This is a genomic window from uncultured Flavobacterium sp. (assembly GCF_951805225.1).
Classification (GTDB): Bacteria; Bacteroidota; Bacteroidia; order Flavobacteriales; family Flavobacteriaceae; genus Flavobacterium.
The window spans coordinates 3,047,831-3,072,513 of the sequence record NZ_OX638201.1 but is presented as its reverse complement, the minus strand read 5'-3'; the positions used below and the strand labels follow the sequence as shown (position 1 = coordinate 3,072,513).

Below are 24,683 nucleotides of genomic sequence, written 5' to 3'. Positions count from 1 at the left end.
TTTAATCTTGCTAATAATTATGTACGAAGTATTATTGTTGGAGGGCTTTTTTTGATTCTCTTACTCCTGAGAATACAATTTCTAAATATTACTTGTAGCAATATTGCCTGAATTATCAACTGCAACCCGCCAAACGTTACCATTAGGACTTTTAAGATCTTGAAATTTAGTAGCACTCAAAGCTATACCCAAACAGTTTGTAAACCTTGCTTTTGGGTCGTTTGGAGTGATATTAGGAAGTAAAATAGGTGTATTTGTAGCAGCATCTTTTGAACCGCCATAACTAGCCAATGTGTTATTGATTTGAAATAACTCATCTGATGCAAAATTAGATGGACCAAAATCCGAAAGTATTGCGCCAGTATTACATGAAAAATTCAAATCAAGATAAAGACGGTTTGAAAACAATGTATCTGTATCTCTTTTAATCAATGTACCACCACTTAAAAACGATGTAACATTTGAGTTAGTAAATTTAAAGCCGCTCCAATTTCCTTTTAGAATAAAACCATTAGAGCATCCATAAATTCCGCAAGTAGTTCCTGTAAATTGCCTATACCCGTTAAAAGTTCCTATAGTAGAACAATTTAAGAAATTGACATCATTTAATTCAAGCGCATGCGTTCCATCAGAATCAGTAATATTAAAAACGCTTCCTAATCCGGAATTGTACTGAATATCTCTTGTTACTAAATTTCCACTATTACCTGCAGGACTCGTAAAAATAGACTGGCCAGCTACATTTTTATTTATTTGGGATACATCGAATCCATAACCTGTTATCGTTAGTCCCGCTGCCGGAACTTGTATATATTCTCCAGCCAATAAAGTCAATACTCCATCAACAATATAAGTTGTGGTAGAACTAAGAACTTTATTAATTAAATCTGTTTTGCTCCTAACAACAATTTCATTAGCCTTCTCTTTAAATGTAGCATCTGAATAAATAGCTGTAACATCTTTACCGTAAGTTGCTGAATTTGTTTTTAAGTTTCCGCTAATAGTACAATCAATTGGCATTACCAATTGAGGTCCATTAGATTGATGTGCTCTAAATAATCCTGTAGCTGTTGCATTAACTCTATTTATTGTATTTATTCCTTTAAAAAACAAACATTTTACAAGCGTACTAGTTGTTTCTCTTGAAACTAGCCAGTCATTTACTTCTATAGAACAATTTTCGAAAGTAACCGTTCCTCCAATAACTATTTGAATTGAAGAAAGTTTTCCTGTAAAGTTTTTGAAATAATGATTTTGTTGAGCATATGTGTTTTGTATGTAAGTTGTAGAACTTAATACGTTTCCAGTTATATTAGTTGTATTAATCAATGAAATAGAACAAGTGCTAGATATTACTGCATTATCGAATGTTAGTTGTGATACAATGGGTGTTATCGTTCCATTAAAATTTAGGGTCTTAAATATTTGATTTACATTTGATGTTAAACCTTGATGCATTGTCCATGATTGCGCTGAATTACCTACCTGTACTAAATTTTCGATTATAAAATCACCAACAAAAACTCTCGTTAAAGATCTAACATAATTTACATTTAAAGTCTTAATTCTTATTCTTGTGTATTTTGATGTTCCTGACGCATAAAACGCAGTATTTGCTTGTGGAGAGTCAAACATTGTATTTATTATAAAATCACTCCCCATTCTAGGACAAAAAACACCATTATAACTTGCACCTCCTGGCGATTGCCAATCAAGTACATTTATATTTCCAAGAATAAGAAGCCCTGAATCTTCTACACCGCCTCTGGTAAAAGTTTTTTTTCCTACATAAGTACATTTAAGAGAAATATTTGAATTTATAAAATTCCAAGTTCTTTCTGCACCTCCTATGTTTTGAAGAACATCAGTTGAATGTGTAACTCCATCTGCATTCATACAATTAGTAAAATCTAAAGTTGTTCCAGTATAAGAAACCCAATTCAAATTTCTAATAGGTAATTGTCTTAGTACGTTGACCGTTGAACTCATCATGTATATTGTATACGTTTCACCAGTTGTTACAGGTAGAGCTTGTACTAATTTTTCTAATGTTTTGAATGCTTTATTAATATTACCTAATGTAGCTGTTGAGTCATTGCCATTTACAGTGTCTAAAAATGCTGATAATGGAAGTGTTGGATCAATTTCGATTTGCTTAGCTCCGATATTAAAAGAAGCTCCTTTAACTCTTAGATAATCTTTAACCTTAAACTTTTCACTTCCTAATGAATCTTGAATTGAAATTTCCTGTGTAACAGGAGCAGGATCACTTGCAATGCTTCCAAATACATTAATAAAAGAAATAGCTACACATCCTGTTGGAGCTTCTGGACGAACGGCAACTGTTGTGCTTTCTATTCCTTCTAATTTAGCAATTGTATTATCAGGCTTACCATAAATTAAGTCCGTTCTTTTGTGCTCAGACGTACTTGTTGCAGGAATTGTCACCGAAAAACTAGCACTGTTAATGTAATGTGTTTTATTAATCAGATATTCATATTCTCCTGATGGATAAGTAAAGGTATCGCCCGAACGAGTGGGAGGTACGGAACGAATTAAAACATTAGGTTGGTAAATACTGTCAATTTCGTTTTTTAGCTGTTGTGAAGTTCCTGTAAAACCACCTGAATTTGTTTTATTAACTACTAGAACATCAATCAAGGCTTTTAAATTTTTACCCATTTCAGCCGTAAGTGCTTTGGTAGTACCTCCTGTAGTAAGGTCGTTTACTAATATAGTTTCAAGGGACGTTTCAACTTCTTTAATCGTGTCAACAATTTTCTGTATCGTGTCTAAGTCAACATCGTTAGAGGATAAAATTGTATTTATTGCGTTGATCTGATTCTGCAAAACCACGCCTTGCTCAGCGCTTAAAATAGCATCAGAGCCGCCAGTTATCAAGTCATTTATAATTGTTAAATATTGTGATGCTATTTTTGAAATTTCATTCAATGGTACATAACCGCCTGCTACACCTTTATCGCTCTTGTTTTCTTTTGATCCGAATAAAGCTGCATGTGCATCTCCATCAATTTTATGGGCGTTAAATAGATCATTCTCTGTTTTTGCATTCAAGACAGTAATAAGTCCATCTATATTGCTTTGTGGGATTGTTTCATCCTTATGCCAAAAGCTTTGCCAGGAAGACCAGAATTGTTGTTGTGTTGGTTTTTTTCCGGTTTTAAACCAGTCTAAAATAGTATTGATATTTATTGCCATATTGTAGTGTGATTGATTATTTTTAAAAAAGTGTTGTTATTTGTTTTTAGGTTGCCTTCCTGTATTTAGAAATAAAAACATTCAAGATTATCAGATAATTTATGTTCTCTCTGATAAACTTGAATGTTCTAATTCAAAAACGGATGCGAGAGTCTTATGAATTTTGACTAAACATTTTAGTTTGTAATTATTAAGAACAACTTATTTTATAACTCCGGTTTTATTTCCATCTTTACTTACAATTAAGCCCAGCGCAACACAAACGCCGGTTATTTGTCCGCCAACTTCTGCAGTGATGTAGCCTAAAGCAACTGCAACAGCTACGCCACCAACGATAATTCCTGCAAGAGTTGTTCTCCAATTTTTAGTTATGTTTTTCATCTTTTGTGGTTTGAATAATTTAGTTGTTTAATTTGCTAATTCTGTTTGGGTGATAACATCAAAGTTTTCCAGTGAAGTCATATCACCGCCTAAGTAGACTGCATTTATAAATTTATCTTCGACGATTCCCATTACAAAATCTCCATATTCAGGAATTGAATCATTTCCATTGGAGTTTCTTTTAAAAATCACGAATTTTCCAGATCTGATAACTTTAAGTTCTACCAGTAGTTCTTCGACACCTTCAATATCTTTTACAGAAACTTTTTCGTTTTTATGTCTGAAAGAATCCCAAGTATCCCAAAATTGAGTTTGCGTAGGTTTTAAGTTTGTTCTAAACCAACTTTTTATAGTTTCTAATGTTTGTATTGCCATTTTTTATTTGAGTTATGGGATTAAATGATTTGTTAAGTTATTTTTTAATTAAAACTTATTAGAAGAGATCTAATAAGTTTTAATTAAAAGTGAAGCTGTATTATACAAGGTTATAATTAGTTGTAAACTTTTATTTCTATTGAAGTTTTTCTAAGCATTCCATCACTTAAATCCCATGGTCCTTGGCAGGTCTGAACAAAAATAACGTCACTGTCATAATTTGATTCAATACAAGTAAGGAATGTCATTTCTGAAAATCCGGGAGTTGTAAATATTGCTGTTTTGCCAACAGTAAAAGCACCTGCAAGAACTGCAGTATAAGCTCCTCTATACATACGTGTCCAAACAATTTCTCCTCCTAGTGTATTTTCTAAAACAATAGCAGTAGGATCGTTTTCTTCAGTTTGAGTTAGTAATGCGGTGTATATTTTATATGGTCTTAGATCCTTAATCGAATTTTCTATTGCTGCATTTACAAAAGCCGTAGATGCAATTTGTGTTGTATCAGAAGTTAGTGCTGCTGTTGGTACACATGGAGTTCCTGTAAAGGTTGGAGAATCAATCCCTGCTTTTGCAATAACTTTAGAATCAACATATCCTTTCGTAGTCAAATCATCTATTTCTGATGGATCTGCTGCTTTTACAGAGCAAAGAGAATATTCTCCATTGATACGTTTATTAAACGTGATCTCCGGAGCTCTTCCCCAACCTCCTCCAGATATTTCCATACTAGCGCTATTGCCGGTAGAATCCGTAGCAGCTTGCCATAAACCTAAATTTCCGGGTTTTAATTCTAAGAAACCTGTGATTCCGCCAGAATAATGATTTTGTAAAAAGGTATTTCCTGTTGAAGCAAAAAGCTTTAATCCTTGATAATATTCTGGACTTACATAATAATCAGAAAGAATTATAGGCGAATCGGCATGATTTTTTGCGGCCAATGTAGCATCCAAACCGCTGGCAGCGCCTGCGCTTATAGATATATCACCATCACCAATAATAGACTCTCCATTAATAGTCATAAAATCATTAGTTGTTGCTAAAATATATTCTCCCGGATCTTTGGCGGGGATTTTGAATCTTGCTCCACCTGAATTTGCTGCTGCAAAAGGAGTTTCAAATTCTAATGAAGAGGAGTATTTATCTTCATCCGGAGTATAATCCTGAGTTATTAAAGCTTTTCCTAAACTAGCCGTAAATTGGGAATTGTTAGTTTCATATTTTCCGCCAAATCCTGAAACTAATCCGCCATCAGCAGCAAATAAAACTAAAGAGGCTGAATTTTCTCCATTAGGACTTGTGACTTTAGCGATTCCGTCGTTATCTACCGCTTTTTGAAGCGTAATATCTTCTATAGAAGCTAGAGTTTGATCGTCACTATTATTTGTTTTTAAAGGGAACTTAAAATTTGCTGAATAAGTTGATTCCGGATTGTGTATTAATCTCGATGAATTTTGCCCAGAGTCATCATATAAACTTAGCCCATCTTTTTTTAGCATAGCTCCTACATTTCCTGTAGGATTAAGTAATTGAATATTCGAAGGTTGTATAGATGTTGTTCCAACTGTAGGTTCGTTTAAAGAAATGTCGCTTGCATTTATAATTGAAGTATAATTATTGTCTCTAAAAATGGCATTTTTACTTGTTACATTTCCTTTATCTAAAGTTTGTTGTAAATCCTGCGAACCTCCTGTAGCTTTATTGTCATATAATACAACATTTCCATTTTCATCAACTGTCAATGCTCCTTTATACGATGGCACATATTTTTGAAGTTGTCCATAATAGTTTGAAACGAAAATTTCATTTTTTGAATTAACTAATGGAAGTCTTGGAAATTCTGACGTATCTCCCAGGATTCTTGAAACACCTTCAGGAGTAGTCAAATAAAGCTTCCTTGCATTATGGGCAACTGTCAGGAAGTTACCGTCGTTGTCCATTCCTAATTCGGCATTATATTCTCCAATATCCCCAATGTAGCGAGTTTCGCCTGTTTGAGATATAGCCGCAATATTATCACTGTAATAATTTGCTGTATAAATAGTATTGTTTTTATCAATAAGCATTGATCGAGGCGATGCAGGACTGTTTAAAGTTGTTAAAACAGATTTTGTTTGATCTGGTTTAACTTTTAAAATAGTGGAATTACTTAATGCTAAAATAAGATTGTGATTATAATCTACTGCCATGCAATTAACAGAACCAATCGATATTGAAGGAATAAAGGTTGAAACCAATCCTGAAGATGTAACTTTGATTACTTCATCACCTCTTGTCAAATATAGATCTTCTGTTTCTGTATCAAGAGCCATTTTGCCGAAGTATCCGTTCATATTTATTAGAACATCAGTAACAATTCCATCAGGAGATATTTTTCCGATACTTGTTGTCCCACCTTCTTCATAAGTAATATAAGTGAAATAAACATTATCTGAATCAGCGACTTTTACTCCATCTACACGAGAAGGTAAAGTTGCAAGACGAGTTACAGCATTTGTAAAACTATTAATTTTGTAGATTGATGTTCCGCCAAGTTCCTCGTATAAATAGATATTACCTTTACTATCAATTGCAGAGCCATTTGTATAGCCAGTTATACCTGTAGCAATATTTATAGGTCCTGTGATGGCACTCTCCTCATTTTTAAGATTCGTAAATTTCAAACCACTTTGACCAGGTGATTTACTATTAATTTCGAGTTTTTCATTTATTAAAACTTTATTACCATCGTCTGATATAGAACTATTTTCTAAACCATTTCCTGATGAATTGAATTTAGATATAGTATTTGGATTTCCGTTTAGAGTAGGTATTTGATTAATAGCTTCTGCAAGCAATTCATCAATTCCGTCAACATCTTTCACAGGTACTTTTTCATATTTATGTCGAAAACTATCCCAAGTATCCCAAAATTGAGCTTGTGTAGGTTTTAAATTTGTTTTAAACCAATTTTTTATAGTTTGTAATGTTTGTATAGCCATATTTTTTGCTTTTAAATTGTGTAATTAAATTATTGATAAAGTTGATTTTTTGTTAGTATTGAATCTATAATGGATGCGTTTCAAGGTTGATTTTTAAGTAAGGTTGTATTGAGCTTAAAAGGAATACCTTCTATGGATTTATTGTCACAGCTTTATCCTGTTGGATTAAGAAAGTATAGAGGATGTGTTTAGTTTCATTTTATTTTTTAGATTAACCGTGTTTTCACATAACCAGTTGTTGTTTCTATGTAGTTTTCCCCCACTGATACACCTCCAATTGTGGCTTCAGCATCATTATTATACTGCGACATCATGGTAAGTTTATTGTAAGTTTTGTGTATTTTTTTTACTACTTGAGTTGATTGATTTGTAATTGATGTAGCATTTGAATCAAGAGAACCTACAGTCACAATACCGTTTGTATTATTAATTGATATAATAGGACTAATTGTAGTGCTTTGATAAACTGTAGATTTATCTATGAATATGTTACTATTGAGACCTAAATCATTCCATGCTATTAAAAGCCCAGAGAGCTTTATATATGAATTAATTATATTCACGGTTCCATAATCTGACAATAATGTTATTGTTCCAGACATTGAAAGAATAGTTAGGTTTATCAGGTTTATAACTGGTATTCTTGAAGAATGGGCAAGTATTGTACCTCCCCAGTTACCAAGGCTTTTAATTATCCCTGAGAATGTTATATTTCCTTGATTTTGAGCAAAAATGAATCCTCCGGAAATTGTAGAATTTAAAAAATTTAAAGTGAAGGTACGGCCATGAGTATATTGAAAAAACAACGTACCAGTTACATTTCCTATATTCCAAATTTCACCATCACTAAAAAAAGTAACATTTGAATTTAAAATCAGTTGTTTTACTGTTATTATGTTTCCAAAAAAGCTAGCATTCGTTGCGCCGGATAATATGGTGAAAGTAGATAAATTGATATTACCTATAAGACTGCCTATACTATTATTAATGTGCGCTTTTGTGCTTAATATGTTTAAGTAAGTTAATGTTAAAGCTGTGTTGTAGAATATTGTAGTTGTAGCATTCCAATAGATCTCATTTACCTGTACATCACAATAGCCATCAGTTGTACCTATACATACGCCAGCTGTGCCTCTATTGTTATAAATTTTGCCCCTTTTTAAATTGAATGAATAATAAAAATTAGTTATACCATTGTAAATTGAAAATAAGTAACCATTTGCGTTATTTGTAAAATCTAACACGCAAGGAAAGTCGGAATATATTTCAAAGTGAACTAATGGCCATGCTGCATTGATTTGATATGTTGCTGAATTTAAAATAACTACTCGGACGAATACGTTGGGATTTTCGCCAGTCCATTGTGCAAATACAGCATCGATAGTTTTGTATGGTTTATCTGCGTTTTGGAATTCAGCGGTAGAATCATTACCATTTACTGAATGTACATATGCGGTATTTATTGTAATTGGTGATACTGCTATTTCTTTTGTTGCCGAGTTAAATTTTACTCCTTTAAATCTTACATCAGTTGTTATTTTGAATTGCTCAATAGAATTACTGTCTTTGACAGAAATCGTATTAGAGCCTTCTAAAGTCCAAGTGTCTGTGCCAATTTTTGTTAAAATTCTAGTTTCACCCTGAACGGATGTTAGAGATAAATTGGTTAGAATAGCAACACCTGCACCACCAACCGTAACAGCACCGTTACCTTGTTGTGTATATTGGATCTTTGCACCAATAGGGATAGCGACAATTGCATCTGTTGGAATTGTTAAAGTTACAGGATTGGCGTTTGTGAAAAGCTTGCTTTTTTTGTAATCATCAATTAAAAACGTGTATGCTATTCCGGTTATAATATCAATACTTAAAAACCAAGATTTGTAAACTTTATTTAGAGCATTTTTTAAATTCAAAAACTTAATTCCTTTTTTAGAAAATGAATCGTCACTATCATTAATTATTAACCTGTCATTGTCGATAATTGTTGGTTTTTCAATAGATGGAGTACTTCCTGAATCAATAACAGTGGCTCCAAAAACAGAAATGAAACCTAATTTAATAGTTCCAGTTGGCACAGATGGTTCGATAGCTGCAGCTCCGGTTGCTCCCTCAGAACCTTTTATTATTTCATAAGTACCAGCTTCGTTACCTACTACAATATCATTACGATACATTCCTGTTGCTGCTGCAATGATAGTTTTTGAATAAGTATCAGGATTTAAATAAGAAATTTTATTCAAAACCCATGCAAAAGCATTTGCAGCGATCGTTACATCAAGTCCTGCTAAAGCAATTGTGCCAAATTTCAAAACCCGATCTGGATTTTCTATTGCTGACAATCGATCATCAATGTTTTTTGCCGTACCTATAAAACCTCCTTTGTCAAGTTTTTCGTCAAAAGATTCAGCATGCGCATTTGGATCTGTTAAGTGATTTTCAAATACTTCATTTTCCGTTTTATTTTGGAGCAATTCATCAATTCCGTTAATTTCAGCTACTGGAATTTTTTCATTTTTATGGCGAAAACTATCCCATGTGTCCCAGAATTGAGATTGAGTAGGTTTTAAACCAGTTTTAAACCAGCTTTTTATAGTTTCTAATGCTTGTAAAGCCATATTTTTTCTCTTTTTAAATTATTGATAAAATTGATTTTTTTTGGTATTGAATCTATGATGTATTATGTGTTTCAGATAGATTCTTAAGTAGTAGTATTTGTTGTTTTATTTTGCCGGAAGGATATAAAAGTTCTTTGCATCCGTTTTTCAACTTGATCATTTTAATTGATAAGGTTATTGATTTGTATCTTAATGATTTGTATAACTTAATATACTTCCATTTTTACTCCTGTGCTGGTTCTATATTCCATTCCTACTTTTAAACCTCCGGCTAAAGCAGCAGTATTATCAGGATAAACTGGTGTGCCAATTCTAGTGTAATTGCCACTTTCATCAATTTCGATTCTTTTAGTTAGAATTTGCATATCTGTGCCAGAAACTGTTTTTTGTCCTGTCCAAATTTGATAACGGGATTGCCCAGTTCCTTTTCCCGTACCAGCTTTATTTAACAATGTTCCTCCATTAAGATTTGATGTTCCTAATGAATTAATATTCACATAATAGATATCCCCACTAATTACGCAAGCATAGATATTCAATGACGAACTTATAGCTAATGAATGATATCCTCTCGTAGATTGTCCAGTGGCTACAAAATTTCCAGTTCCTCCTGTTTGTTTGTAAATATCACCGTTATACACACAAGCATATACATCGCTGCCACTAGGTGTTGTTGCTAATCCATACCATGCTCTATTAGTTTGTAGAGTATCAGTAAGAGTTGTAGTTCCTGCTAAAATTTTATAAATTGAACCACCATTAACAGCTACGTATACGTCTCCGTTAGGCATTGAGCATAAAGTATAAGGTTGGGTAGGAAATCCCATTGCTACAAAAGGACCAGTTCCACCAGTTTGTTTATAAATATCACCTACAGCAGTTCCATTATAAAAGTTGGAATTTCCTATACTAGCAAAAATATCCCCGTTTGGAGTAACACACATTGATCTGTATATTCTAGGAGTACTATCTACTAAAGTCCAAGCGCCAATTCCACCAGTTTGTTTATATATACCACCATTATAAGATGCTAGATAAAAATCTCCATTAGGGGCAATACAACCTGCAACACCAGCACCAGCAGGAGTTCCGGGTACTTGTATAAATGGCCCTGTCGAATTAGTTTGTTTATAAACCTGACTACCATTATAAGAACCTGCATATACGTTATTTGAGGAATCAGTCCACATAGAAGTGTAGTTCCTAGGAGTTTGTAAAAGAGGCTGTAGTATAAAAGAAATAAGAAAATTAATTGCCCTGCCTGCTGTTAACGTTAGATCTCGTCCAGCATTCAAACTATCAGAATCTTCTATTCCTATTTCTCTGGCAACTTGATTACCAAGCGTAATGTCTTTTAATGGATTATTTATTGTTCCAATTCCAAAATAAGTTCCAGTGTCCAAAAGCCTGCTTAACCCTAAAGTTGTAGCATTAATTGATTTTGTAATATAATTTGAAACACCAGAAAACACAGATTGCTTTGTTGCTAATGCTGTATTTATTGTCGATAGATCCGTATTATCAAGTAAAATCCCATCTCTATTTTGAAGCGTATAAGTTCTTGATGCAGTATTAGAATTTGTAAAAAACGAAGTGAACGTATTCGCGACATTTCTCAAACCAAATTTTCCTGCTAGAAAAGTTTTAATTCCCGAGATATTTTGATTCGTTGTTTGGGTTAAAAAAAGTGCTTCAAAAAATAGAGTCAGAGCATTTTTTAAATTCAAAAACTTAATCCCTTTTTTAGAAAATGAATCGTCACTATCATTAATTATCAACCTGTCATTGTCGACAATTGTTGGTTTTTCAATAGATGGAGTACTTCCTGAATCAATAACAGAGGCTCCAAAAACAGATATGAAACCTAATTTAATAGTTCTTGCTGGCACAGATGGTTCGACAGCTGCCGCTCCGGTTGCTCCCTCGGAACCTTTTATTATTTCATAAGTACCGTTTTCGTTACCCACTACAATATCATTACGATACATTCCTGTTGCTGCTGCAATGATAGTTTCTGAGTAAGTATCAGGATTTAAATAAGAAATTTTATTCAAAACCCATGCAAAAGCATTTGCAGCGATCGTTACATCAAGTCCTGCTAAAGCAATTGTGCCAAATTTCAAAACCCGATCTGTATTTTCTATTGCTGACAATCGATCATCAATGTTTTTTGCTGTACCTATAAAACCTCCTTTGTCAAGTTTTTCGTCAAATGATTCCGCATGCGCATTTGGATCTGTTAAGTGATTTTCAAATACTTCCTTTTCCGTTTTATTTTGGAGTAATTCATCAATCCCGTCAATTTCAGCTACTGGAATTTTTTCACTTTTATGGCGAAAACTATCCCATGTGTCCCAGAATTGAGTTTGAGTAGGTTTTAAACCAGTTTTAAACCAGCTTTTTATAGTTTCTAATGTTTGTAAAGCCATATTTTATTTCTTTTTTAATTATTGATAAAGTTGATTTTTTGTGATGGTCCTTAAAATGGACACTTTTTGGGTTTTATAGAGTTGGAATATTTTCTTTAAAAGCTAGATTTTAAAAAAAATGAAATTATTCTTGTCAGGTATCTTGGGCATTTTAATCATGCCAATTGCTAATAGATAATCCATAATGGTTATTGTTTTTTAAATGATTAATACAAAATGTTGTGATTGTTTTTTGAGAAATCAGAGGAGAATCAGCAAGTTATTATTGCCTAAAAACAGATGCCTCTATTTGATATTTGAGGGTGTAAAAGTAAGTCAGAAGAATACAAAATGAAGAGGAAAAAGCCCACTGTTTTCAGTAGTTTCAGTAGAATATAAACTTACTGAAACTACTGAATACAAGTGGTTTAAAATTTCAAAATGACACATATCAATAGTACTTTTACATCCAGAAAAAATACTATAGCGATGAGTAAAAATGCAATTCACAATTTCAATCTTTCAATAAAAAATAGTGCTGACATAAAAAGCTCAGAACACTTAACAGAAGCTATCATAAAAGAGTTAGCCAAAGTTTCAAAAGAAATAAATCAGCAAAAAGATATAGAGCAAGTATGGCTGGAGCAAAAATCTCTAAATACTATTGCAAACAATTCCAGTACCTCAATCGGAGAAGGCGCTACAAATACGACCGCTGAAAAAAGCGGAAAGCAACAAGTATCGGTAAGCAATACTTCTTCGGTTTCTGAGGGAACAATCGCAAATAATATAGTCTCAACTGGAGAAGGCATCAACGGCGTACCAAAGCTGTTTGGTAATACTTCTTCAGTTGCAGAGACAACAACTTCTAACGCTTCAATCGGAGAAGGCGTTGCTGATACGACTGGCGGTCCAATAATGAGTTCTGCCGAATCAGCCAACAATACTTCTCCGATTCAAGGAGGCGAAAATAATGCTAATAGTATTTATGCAAGTGTGGCAGCGCAACAAACTTTATCAGTGCCTCAAATGCTTCAGGCTGGAATTGATGAACCAAGTATCGAAATTATTAAAGAAGAAATTAAAAAGAAATTAGCTTTGGCTACTTTTACAAATGATATCGTTGGAAGAGATTATTGGAATAATATTTCTAAAGCTTTTACAGAAGGCTATACTGCAAAAGATTTTGATGGTAAGCCAGAACATATATTGTTTACACAAATGTATGCTGCATTAAAACAAGTAAATCAGGTTATTGTTCAAAATTTTAATTGGGATATTGTTCGCGAAAAAATGATCAAATCGATTGATGCTAATATACTCAAAGGTAAAATTTCTAGTGATAGTTCGGTACGTTGGAAACTAATCCAAAAACAATTAAAGGATGAGACAATCAATGTTGCCAATCTTTTTGAGCGATACAACGAACTATTTTTATTATTGAAAGAAGTTGAAGGACTTGAAAAATTTCCAGCTACAATCACTATAACTACCAAAACAAAAATATACCCTAATTTAAGCGCAGATAGACTTTATGCCGATATTGGGGAAGAAAATGTGTATGTTTTCTTAAAAAAAATAAATAACAAAGAGCTTAAGGGAAGTGATGTAAATAAAGGTGCTGTTAAAATTAAAAATACTGATGCAATTAAATTTATCACAGGCGAAAGCTTGGATTTTATTCTTGATGAGGCTCTTGTGAAGGATGGAGATTTAAAAAAGAAAGATATCAATTGGATTGTTTATAATAGCCAAAAGAAAAATGACAAAGGAATTATTTTTATAAACGAAGGTACTTCGTTTAGTTATAATTTTGATACGCCAGGAAAATATAAAGTGGAAGCTTACGGTAAAAATCCGGGATCAAATAGTAATAATAAGAAAAATGTAAAATTAGCGGCTTTTGTAGAAGTAGAAATAATTGCTCAGGAAATTACAATTGTACCTCCGGCAACTATTAAAACCAATTTTGTAAGACCTTTTACTGAAGAGCAATCATTTAAAGTAACCTTAAAAAATCCTGAAGTAAAAACATTAAATCCGTTAAAACTTTATTATCAGATTGCTTATGTAAACGCAGATAAAGTAACCACAATTTCAGACGAACAAGAATTGGATTCAACTGGTATTGTTAAGCTTGCTATGTCAAATTTTGGAGAATACAGTATTAAAGTTGTTAGTAAAGATCAATATACTTTGAATCAAAAATACAGTATTAAGACAATCAAAAACTTTATTAATAGCATCGAGATAATAGAGAACAAGGTCGAAAAGGATATTTATTTATGGAGTAAATCAAATCAAAAGGTCATATTTAAAGCTCAAAACTTTATGATTGAGCCAGCTACACCGCAAGAAAAACAAAATATTAAATGGCTGGTTTATGATAAAAAAGGTCAAATATACATTCCGGATCGTTTGCCATTGCAATTAGAAAATAATGATGCAGGAAAGCAATATTTGGTTAAAGGAGAATCTTTTACCTTTTCAATTCCTAAAATAGAAGGTGACTTTACAATTGAAGCTTATAGTAATGTTAAGCAAGGATCTAAATCAGCATCAAGCAAAAAAATATTCGTAAGACATCCGCAAGTAACCGAAGCTTATTGGACTTATAATGATGGAAACAAAAAGAAAAGATCTGGTTTTGCCGGAGAGATAAATCATATCAAAGCAAGTATTCCTGGATATGTGAATCAACCTGTAAGAATTAAATTCTACTTAAATGACAGCAAAGAAGTTAATTATCATAACGATACTACGACCAATAGTGATGGAGAAATAAATAAAATCTTAAAATTTGATGCCAATTTGCAGAAACATTTTGGACTTAAAAGTGGAAAAACCGCCAAAATTAGATTTGAACTCGAAGGATTACAAAACGGAAATGTGCCTTATTTATTTAAGGAAAATGCCAACGCTTATAATGAAACTTTATTAAATGTTACGACGAGTGCGAAAATAACAGATGCTTATTTCATGTATGACGGTAATCGTGTAAATCCATTTACTCAAGTTCCTTATGGAGCAAAAGTAACAGGAATAGTTAAGACTTTAAATATGGTTGGAAAAGCGGTGAATTTGAAAATCTACAAAGATGTTCATCATCCTAAACAGAGCACTAAAGTTATTGTAGACAATGAAGGAGTTGCTGTAATTAATTTTACATTGAACAAAAATTGGAAGGAAATAAGCGTACTATCAGGATTGATAGATACATTTTATATTGGAATTGAAGGTGTTGAATCTAAAGTTTCTTCACAAAATGGGTTGAATGCTATTGTAGTTAATGTTAAACAGGATGAAAGTAAGAAAGAAAAATTTGATGAAAATAATCCACTATTGGTTTGGGGTGCTAAAGTAAATAAAGATTTTAGAGTTAAAGTTGTACAAATTTGTAAAAGACTTTGGCCGAAAAACACATTGGAAATGGCAAATGGACTTATGGCAGTAATGAATAGAGAAACAGGTGGTACTTTTGCTCCGCACCAAATAGAAGGTAAGAAATTAATTCCAAAAGAACAGCTTACTAAAGATTCATTTATTACGTATGATAAAAAGGGGAATAGAATATCACATGCAGTAGGATTGATTCAATTTACTCTAAATGCACTTACTGACATGGGAGAATACAATGGGGATGGAATGGATGCGCTTAATGAATTAAAACTTAAGTATGCTAATATGACTCAATTGGATCAATTGACTAAGGTTGAGAAGTATATGAATTCGGTAGCAATTTTGCCAACTATTCCGGAAGAGATCTATATGGCTGTTTTTGCTCCTGCATATGTCGGAAGAGGGCTAGATAAAACAATCTACGAAGTAGGAACAACATATTATGATAAAAATGCTAGTTTAGATGTTAATACTCCAAAAGATGGAATACAAATAAAAGAATTGATTGATGAGTACTATATTAGTTTAGAGAATGGTAAATATGGTAGAAATGTCTGGAGGAACCCACTCGATAGAATGGAGTTAAGAGGATGGTATAGTACTTGGAGACTAAATGATAGTAAATTTGGATATACTCCGACAAGAGATTCAGGAAAACATGAGGGTCTTGACTTATATGCGCCAGTGGGAACGCCTGTTCACGCTTGTGTAGATGGCTTAATTGTGTTTAACAGTACAGCTGGAGGTTATGGGAATACGGTTGTTTTAAAAGGATATTATGACTCTAAGTTGTATTATTTTGCTTATTCTCATTTAAGGGAAAAAAGCAAATTTATTGAAGATAAATCTTGGGTAAAAGCAGGAGAAATTATTGCATATACTGGTAAATCTGGAAATGCAAAAAATTTGACACAAGAAAAAACACACTTACATTTTGAAGTTAGACCATTAAAAGAATGGGGAGATGAGTCCAAAGAATTTAGAGGAAGGGTTGATCCTACAAAAGAAATTAAAGATTTATTTGTAGATTTGAATCCAAACAAAGAAAAACAAATATGATTAATAAATTAAAACTTAGCTTTTTTGTAGTTTTTAATTTTTTTATGTTAATGTCATGTTCAAAAGAAAAAAACATGAGGGAGCCTGAAAAAGTTGAGGCTTCGCAAAATCTCAAAAATAAAATTCCGAGGAACCTAAAAATTATTAAGACCGAAAAAGTAAACTTGAAGCAAGATTTAACAATTTTTATTTGCTTGACTCTAGACGAGAAAAAAGGAGAATATAATGAGTACTGGTTTTTAAATGATGATGAAATTAAATTAGTAAATAAATTTTATTCTGAATCTAATAAAAAATGGTTTCTAAATATTGATGAGGATCCTGAACTAGAAATGCTGAAAATTATATCAGAAGAAGGTTCGGTTGATTGTGCATTTTATAATATTAATACTCAAAATTTAAAGTCTAATGTTATCTTTAATTTTGATCCAATTATACTTAAAGAAGATAAAAAATATTGGGGATATTCTGGAGATATAAATGACATTATCTTAAAAGATAATAAGCTTTTAACGACAATTGAGAATAATATTCCAGATTACGAAGAAAAAAAAATGAGTCTCAACCAAAAAAAACTCCCTATAATATATTTTGATAGTGGTAAAAAAGATTTAGATATTTTGGAGGAAAAAATTGGAAATTTTGCATACATGAGTATTAAAGAGATTAAGGAAAAAATAAAATAGTAAACAAAAAACTACCTCTAACCGGGTAGTTTTTTGTTTAAAAGAATATTCTATTTTAGCATAAAAATTAAAAGTATATGATTCAAATCAGTAGAAAATCTTATTTTAAAGTTATAGTTGGTTTAGTTTTATTGTCTTTTTTTTCATGTAAACAAGACAAAAATAAAGAGGAAGCAGTAAAAGAAAAAAAAGCTGTAATTGTCGATAATTCGACCATTGGAAAAGTTAGAAATAATTGGATCTTTTATAAATCAGTACCATTGGCTAAAGGAGAATATGTTTGTGATGTTAAAAAATTTAAATCTTTAATGATTGATATATCAGGAGATTCTGTATTTATTTCAAATAAGTATACTGACAATGTGTATAGAGATAAAATTTCATCTGAATCTTTTTTTGATCATGCATATTTGCTTAATTCTTATAAAAAACTATTGAAAAATGAATTTGGAATCATCTTACCAAATAATATTGAAGCTATTCGTAATAAAAGAGTTTATGATAAAAACTCTGAATTAGACAAATATTTTCAAGACGCTTTTTTTGTTGATAATCTTATGGTTGTTGAAAATGAAGGATGCGTAGTGGTATTCAAAAAAAAATAATGAAAGCAAAATTATTGGATCTGAAAATGAATGGGAAGACGTAGTAATAGAAATGGGAGATGGTAAATAAATATTAAAAAAAAATACTCAAAATATATCCATCAGGATGATTATGAGAAATGGATGTAAATAAATAATATATATGAAAAAAATAATCTTATTGGTTGTTATCTTATTGTTCTCCTGTGGAAAAAAAAGTCAAACCGAGATTAATAAATTATCTAATGAACATGATACTATAAAAGAGAATAGTTCAGAAGATTCTTTGCAAGTATCTAACAAAAAAAAGCCAGATTTTAAAATTGATGAGGTATACAAAGATTCTGATTTAGACTTGACAGGTATATATGTAAATTACAACAATGGTAAATATAAATTTGAAGAAGAGTATCCAGATTTTTTAATTGATTCGACAATAAATGAAGATGAAAAACATCAAAGTATATTAATTTTAAACGATGAAAAAGCTAGTGATCAAAACGTAATTAAAATCAGAGATTTTGGCGTGTTAAATATTAATCAAAAAGGAAATCTTTTAACAGTATTCTTTAAAAAAGAAAAAGGAGAGAAATGGAAAGTGATTGATATATTAGACATCGGTAAAGCAATAAATATGGACGAGCATCAATATAAAATGGAAGGAAATCAATATTTATCTTTTGACTGTTATAATAATAAGCGCAATCAATACTTTGGTGTTGTAATAAATAAAATAAATTCATCTGGAAAATATGATAAAGTTTTAAAAGCCTATAAATTCGATTTGTTAAATGGAAAAATTATTGAGATCGATTTAAAAAAAGAAAAAGTCGAATGTTTTCCTGAAATAGGGGATGAATAAAGTATGCTAAACTTGAAGTCTTTTACATTTTGAAGTTGTCTTAATCGGTAGCTTTTGTTTAAAAAGAATATATTATTTTAGCTTAAAAAATTATAAAACATGAAATTATTAAAAAACTCCTATTTAGTTTTTTTTCTTGCATTTTCGATCATTGCATGTAAAAACAACAACTCAGAAAAAAAAGAAAATAGCCATAGTCAAAATGAAAACAAGAACTTAAATTTTGATAAAAAAGATAAAGAGATTCAAACACCTTTTTTGGATTCTATTTCTAAATTAAAAATTGATGATTCATGGTATAAAAACTATGTTGTAGAATTGGACTCATACGAGTCAAGTTACAGTTACTCTTATTTACTAAATGTGGCAAAAGATTCCACTTATATTGAAGAACGCTCTTTAAAAGATTTGATGGTACCTTATCAAGATGGAGACACCTTGTTTTTGTATCATAAAAAATGTCTTCTTGACGATTCAAAATATCTTAAGGATAAACAAATTCCTGAGGTTAAAATTGTCAAAGTAGGAGACAAGTATTATGTTAGTAGTGAAGTTTTTGATTTGAAAAACAGTATTTCTACAAAACCTGATAAATATGGTTTTTTAGTTTCTGAGACTTATTAGTTATACTAAAAATAACGAAATTATAGATTCTAAAATTTTTAGTATTGAGGATCTATTAGCTGTTGAAAATAAATCTGGGTTGGTGAATATAAACTCTATAAATTATTTAATTAGGTTTTAGAATATAACTCAATGCTATATTCGTACAAAAAAATAAATATGAAGAATATCAAAATATTGGTCTTATTATCTTTAGTTGCTTTTATTTCCTGTGATAAAAAAGGAGACAAAAAAACAATTTCAAATAGTAATAAAATAGAAACCGTTAAATCTGATGATAAGGGAAATTATATAAAAAAAGCAATCGAATTAAATCAGGCAGATTTTGTTCATTATATAGATACAGTTAAAAATATAAATACGTTTTATCAATTCGATGAATCCAATTCCTATACAATATTAGGATATTGCTGCAAATTTAACAGATATGATTTTGTAAAAAGGCTTATTTCAAGAAAAGCCGATATAAAATTGGGTGAAGAAGATGATTATTATCAATATGATGCACTTTATGTTGCAATTGAAAATCAACACGAAAAGTTAGTTGATTTACTTTTAGAAAATAAAGCAAATGTAAATAGTACCTACACAGAATCGGGTCTTTCACCACTTTCCCTGGCTTGTCAATTTTCTAATTTTCATATTATTGAAGCATTAATTAATCATAATGCTGACATAAAAGGTAATTATAATCGAGCAACTGATATGGCTTCCATTCCTATAATAGAAGCTGTAATGAGTAAAAACAAAGAAGCAATTAAACTATTAGTAGAAAAAGGTGCAGATGTAAATCAAGTTGATTTAGATGGGATTTCAGCCTTAAGTTATGCTAAAACTAATGATCAGGAAATTTATAATTTATTAAATCTGTTGTTAAAAGAGAAAGTAAAATTTAGCATCCCAATAACTGAAAAATTTCTAGGCAAATTTGAAGCACACGTAGATGGCGAATATAGTACAGAAGGAAGAGGAAATACTACTTATTATTTTACAATTACAACAAACGAAATTGTATTAAAGTCAGAATCTTTTATGGGAGATTATTTATGTCAAGGAAATTATAAAGGAGTTGAAAAAGAGGATATTTTAGAATTATACTATATCGAAAATGACGATCGTTGTAAACACTCAAAACCTAATTTCTTTATAAAAAAGGATGGAGAAAAATATTTTATCAAAGGAGTTGGAGGCGAAGCAACTTATAATGATTGGGTAAAAATCGACAAAAAATAAGTTATTAAATTCTGCAAAAACATATATGAGAGTTTTTATATTAATTTTTATCCTTTCCTTATTTTCATGTAATCAAAAGCAAGAAACGATTTCTAAAGAAAAAAAGACAATTTCGAATAAAATTATTAATGATAAGGAAAGAAGTTATTCTAAAAATAAAGAATATGTAATTGGTCAAATATATAATGGTAGTATCATTAATTTTGGTGGTTTACGTGTGAATTATGGTTTTGGAAAATATATTTTTAATGAAACAAATGAAGATTATTTAATAGATTCAACTGTAGTACAATCTAAAAACATCAAATTAGAAGAAATTTTATTCAGACCAGAAGATTATGCCGGAGATCTGATTAAAATTAGAGATTTTACCTATGGATTAATTAAATCTAAAGGGATTCTTTCGATGGGATTACTAAAAAAAGAAAAGAATTATAATTGGAAATGTGTTGATGCAAAAGAAGTCGAAAAAGTAAACGATACAAGTGAATATCCTTCTGAATTAGGAAATGGTAAAGTATTCAGTTTCATTTGCGAAACAAGCGAAGGGCATTTTTGCTGCGGTGTAGTCATAAATAAAATAAATTCATCAGGTAAATATACTAAGGTTTTAAAAGCTTATAAATTCGATTTAGGGAATGAAAAAATTGTAGAAATCGATTTGAAAAAAGAAAAAGTTGAATGCGAGCCTGAAGCAGGCGAAGAATAAAGTAAATCTGGATTTAAAAACAAAAGCTATCGGTTGAGGTCGCTTTTTTTATAAATTACTAAGACAAATTTCTGAAAATAAAAATAACTTAAAAGAGGATAAAATTAAATTATTATGAATAGTATTATTTGTAGAATAACTGTTATTTGCACACTGTTTGTTATCCTCGGCTGCAAAAATGAAACTATAAAAAAAGAAATTAAAAATAATCCGCTTAGTATAAACGATATTAAATTAATAAAACTTCAGGATACATTAAGGCTTGACTCTGAAGGTGATGATTTTGGAGAAGATATTGATTTTGGTAAAAATGAATCTCAATATAAATCATTATTATTTGATAAGATAGCCTTAGATAGTGAAGCTTCTGCGCAATTTAAAAAACTTGGATATAGCGATAAAAAGTCATTTGAGTGGATAAGAATTAAAAAGAGAATTAATCTACAGCCAAATTATAATACCATAATACTTTCGACACTTGAATCAGTTTACACGTTATTAAATTATAATTCAAAAGGAGAACTTATTGATTTTTTGGATTTGTCAAAATACAATCAGCAAATCTGTCAATGTACGTCTAAAGTCTATATTGATAAAAATGGTATAATTCACTGTCAAATAGAATCAGGAAAACCTTTTCATCCTTATGTGGATTATAAAGTCAATGATAAAGGAAAATTTGAAATTGTCGATCAGTTTAATTCTCCTAATGAAGGTAAAATGCCCGCTACGGAAAGACTGGAATACATTATTAAAAAAACAGCTTCAGTAAGCAGCAATGTTAATTTAAAATCATATTTAGAATCTGATGAATTTACTTCTTCAAATACTACGTTTATTGATGAAAAGGATATAAAGAATATTTTATTTTCTAAAAGTCATTCTACAGATGTATATAAATTATTTTACGACAGTGTAACAGAATATACAAATCAAGCTAAAAGTGTGAATGTTTTAGGAAAAGTTTCCAATAAAAGTAACTTGTTCTTAATTTGCAATTTAAGCAGAGCAGACCAATTTGGGATAATATTTGTACTAAGCAAAAACCATGAAATTATAGATTCTAAAATTTTCAGTATTGAGAATCCGTTAACTGATGAAAGTATATCTGGATTGATGAAAGAATAAAACTATATATTCAAGGGTTCTAAAAACCTGACTAAACATAATATTTTTGTATAAAAAACTATGAAAAAAATATTTCTGCTAATACCAGTTCTCTTTATCTGTTGTCAAAAAAAAGAAGTACATACAACAAAAAAGATAGCTACTAAAGAACAAGAAAGAGGAGAATATTTTAGTCCATATTCTAAAAAGGAAAGCTCAGTTTTAAAATACAAAACAGATACTCTAAATCTGTTTTATGATGGAGATCATTTAAATAGAGTTGAAATTAAAACGTTTAATGAAAGTTTTGGAGATACTCCTTCAGGATACGACAGAAATGGATATCATATTAATAAAGAGAACTTTTTAGATGCTACAGTTTACATTACTGATACTTTAAAAGTTAATACGGTTTCTGATTATCCCAGAGTATATGAAGAACGCTATGAGTTTTATAGAAAAACATACACTATAAGTTATGGTTCTTTTGATGGAAAAAAGATTCAGGATTATTTTAAAAGCAGCGAAAATCCATCCAAAGGATATACTTATGATCTTTTATCTCTTGATGTTGCTTTAAGTAAAATAGATTTTCCTTTAGAAAAGATGCCTAAATCATTGTATAATATAAAGAATAATGATTACAAAATATATGCAATGCAAGACTCCATTAAGGTTTATGATATAGATAATAGTAATAATTATAAAATAATTTCTTCGAGTATTCCATTTGATTATTTAAGAGACATCAAAGTTGAAAAAGTAGGTAATACAGTTAAATATTTTGCCAGGATTTCAATTAAAAAAAGTTATAAATATATAGATCTAAAAGAAATTGAAGGAATACAAGTTACAAATCCTCATTTGGAAGAGGAAAGGTATGTGACCGCGCCTAACGGATTAGAATTATACGACAATTCACAAACTAGTGATTGCTTTGGAAAGAAAGATTTTCTTATTGTAAAAATTCCTAAAGGAGAACGAGTTGAGGTCACCGAAAATTCTGGAGATTATATTTATATCGATGGAAAAAAAGGAAATTTAATAAATGTTAGATACTATAATGAAGAAGGTGGAAGTAAAGAAGGTATCGCTTTTAGCGGATATTTATCAATAAATAAACCTTGATAAATTAAATATAACGTACTTATTTAAAGAAAAAAGGAATAGCTAATAAAAGCTATTCCTTTTTTTATAAAACCAATTTTAAAAAATATTTACAATTGATAAATAGATCCTCCACTAGCTGGCCATAAAGTATTTGCCTGAGGTAGAAAACTAGCATCAACATGTATTTTAGGACGTTTTGTGTTTTGAGTAAAATCCTGAAGAGTTATTGCAAAGTTATTGTTGTTTTTGATACTTAAATCAGTCAATAATGTATTACCAAAACACCAAAGAGCAGTTAATTTAGAATTTGAATCAAAATTTAAAGTTGCCCATTTGTTTGACGAAACGTTTGTTTTTTCTAAAAGAGTTAATGGAGATAAATTCAATGAAGTCAACTGATTAGACTGAATAAATAAACTTGTAAGCTTTGTGTTTCCATTAAGATTTAAAGTAGTCAATTGATTTCCATAACACCAAAGTCCCCAAAGACCAGCAACATTAGAAGGAATTGTTAAACTTGTAAGTAAGTTACTATGACACCAAATTTGAGTAAGATTAACATTTGATGAAAGGTTCAAAGTCGTTAATTGATTGTTTTGACATTCTAACCAGCTTAAAGTAGTAATTGCAGAAACGTTTAAAGAAGTCAATTGGTTTCCGTTTATAAGTAACTGTTGTAGCGAAGTAAAAGCTTGTATACCAGTTGCATCAGTAATATTTGCCCCAGCTACATATAATCCTACACGTGATTTATCAATATTGATGTAATTATCACCAGCTACGGCATCTTCCTGTCCTGCACCAGCATTGATTAATGCAATTCTAAAATTAGGATCCGGAACATAGGTATTAACCCAAACTGCTGCAGTTTTTCCTGTAGCAGAACCTTTTTTTAATTCAGCTATAGCTTTTTCATCTCGAACATAATTAGGGTCTTTTGAAAGTTTGTAATCTTCTGGAGTTGGATTCGCGTTAAATACGCTTTTTGAAACTTGAGCCGAAGCCGTAGAAGCAGATTCATTGTTGTCTGTAGAACAAGCTACGAAGTTCAGAGCTAACGCAATAAGAAGTAATTTTCTCATAAAAATTCAATTTTTAATTAATGGTAATGTTAAAAGGTTGTTTAATCTGATTAATTTTCTCACAAATTAAATTCTTTCTTTTTTAAGATTAAATAAAAATAATGGTATTTTTCGTATAAGATTAAAAACTTTATTTTTATATTATAGGAATTTTACGAGGTTAAAAATATTCTTTTGCTTAAGTCTGAATGCTAAATCGAAAAAGAAAAAATACAAATATTAATTGGCGAAAAAGATTTAAAAAAG

At 30.7% G+C, this 24,683-nt stretch carries 16 protein-coding genes; 9 read left to right on the top strand and 7 right to left on the bottom strand.

Going from position 1 to position 24,683, the window contains the following annotated elements; translation table 11 throughout:
• Window positions 1-81: 81 nt before the first annotated feature.
• From WN975_RS12220 to WN975_RS12195, 6 genes are all read right to left on the bottom strand, one after another.
• A complete protein-coding gene (locus WN975_RS12220) occupies window positions 82-3,219 on the bottom strand; it encodes a hypothetical protein (RefSeq protein WP_337966776.1) in 3,138 nt (1,045 codons plus the stop codon).
• Window positions 3,220-3,420: 201 nt separating this feature from the next.
• A complete protein-coding gene (locus WN975_RS12215) occupies window positions 3,421-3,600 on the bottom strand; it encodes a hypothetical protein (protein WP_337966775.1) in 180 nt (59 codons plus the stop codon).
• A 27-nt stretch (window positions 3,601-3,627) separates the two neighbouring features.
• Window positions 3,628-3,975 (bottom strand): hypothetical protein, encoded by a 348-nt coding sequence (locus tag WN975_RS12210; RefSeq protein ID WP_337966774.1) that lies wholly within the window; start codon window positions 3,973-3,975, stop codon window positions 3,628-3,630.
• Window positions 3,976-4,091: 116 nt separating this feature from the next.
• Complete coding sequence (locus WN975_RS12205; protein ID WP_337966773.1) at window positions 4,092-6,956, bottom strand: hypothetical protein; 2,865 nt, start codon at window positions 6,954-6,956, stop codon at window positions 4,092-4,094.
• A gap of 206 nt (window positions 6,957-7,162) precedes the next feature.
• Window positions 7,163-9,574, bottom strand: a complete 2,412-nt coding sequence (locus WN975_RS12200; RefSeq protein WP_337966772.1) for a hypothetical protein — start codon at window positions 9,572-9,574, stop codon at window positions 7,163-7,165.
• Between the two features lie 206 nt (window positions 9,575-9,780).
• On the bottom strand, window positions 9,781-12,003 hold the full coding sequence (locus tag WN975_RS12195; RefSeq protein ID WP_337966771.1) for a hypothetical protein: 2,223 nt from the start codon (window positions 12,001-12,003) through the stop codon (window positions 9,781-9,783).
• Window positions 12,004-12,423: 420 nt separating this feature from the next.
• On the opposite strand from WN975_RS12195, the gene WN975_RS12190 reads away from it, so the two are divergent.
• The 9 genes from WN975_RS12190 (at window position 12,424) to WN975_RS12150 (ending at window position 23,373) form a co-directional block, all read left to right on the top strand.
• Window positions 12,424-16,440 carry a M23 family metallopeptidase gene (locus tag WN975_RS12190; RefSeq protein ID WP_337966770.1) on the top strand — a complete coding sequence of 1,339 codons (4,017 nt, stop codon included), beginning with the start codon at window positions 12,424-12,426 and terminating at the stop codon, window positions 16,438-16,440.
• Window positions 16,437-17,126 carry a hypothetical protein gene (locus tag WN975_RS12185; RefSeq protein WP_337966769.1) on the top strand — a complete coding sequence of 230 codons (690 nt, stop codon included), beginning with the start codon at window positions 16,437-16,439 and terminating at the stop codon, window positions 17,124-17,126. The genes WN975_RS12190 and WN975_RS12185 overlap by 4 nt, the downstream gene beginning before the upstream one ends.
• A gap of 77 nt (window positions 17,127-17,203) precedes the next feature.
• Window positions 17,204-17,731, top strand: a complete 528-nt coding sequence (locus tag WN975_RS12180; protein ID WP_337966768.1) for a hypothetical protein — start codon at window positions 17,204-17,206, stop codon at window positions 17,729-17,731.
• A 142-nt stretch (window positions 17,732-17,873) separates the two neighbouring features.
• The gene (locus WN975_RS12175) at window positions 17,874-18,572 is read left to right on the top strand and encodes a hypothetical protein (protein WP_337966767.1); all 699 of its coding nucleotides are present in this window, start codon (window positions 17,874-17,876) and stop codon (window positions 18,570-18,572) included.
• A gap of 99 nt (window positions 18,573-18,671) precedes the next feature.
• Window positions 18,672-19,196 (top strand): hypothetical protein, encoded by a 525-nt coding sequence (locus WN975_RS12170; RefSeq protein WP_337966766.1) that lies wholly within the window; start codon window positions 18,672-18,674, stop codon window positions 19,194-19,196.
• 159 nt (window positions 19,197-19,355) lie between these two features.
• A complete protein-coding gene (locus WN975_RS12165) occupies window positions 19,356-20,429 on the top strand; it encodes an ankyrin repeat domain-containing protein (protein WP_337966765.1) in 1,074 nt (357 codons plus the stop codon).
• 25 nt (window positions 20,430-20,454) lie between these two features.
• Entirely contained in the window at window positions 20,455-21,138 is a 684-nt protein-coding gene (locus tag WN975_RS12160) for a hypothetical protein (protein WP_337966764.1), read from the top strand.
• A gap of 114 nt (window positions 21,139-21,252) precedes the next feature.
• Window positions 21,253-22,266, top strand: coding sequence for a hypothetical protein (locus WN975_RS12155; protein WP_337966763.1), 1,014 nt, complete (start codon window positions 21,253-21,255; stop codon window positions 22,264-22,266).
• Window positions 22,267-22,326: 60 nt separating this feature from the next.
• On the top strand, window positions 22,327-23,373 hold the full coding sequence (locus WN975_RS12150) for a hypothetical protein (protein ID WP_337966762.1): 1,047 nt from the start codon (window positions 22,327-22,329) through the stop codon (window positions 23,371-23,373).
• An 89-nt stretch (window positions 23,374-23,462) separates the two neighbouring features.
• Here WN975_RS12150 and WN975_RS12145 read toward each other — a convergent pair whose 3' ends face one another.
• Window positions 23,463-24,437, bottom strand: a complete 975-nt coding sequence (locus WN975_RS12145; RefSeq protein ID WP_337966761.1) for a hypothetical protein — start codon at window positions 24,435-24,437, stop codon at window positions 23,463-23,465.
• Window positions 24,438-24,683 lie beyond the last annotated feature (246 nt).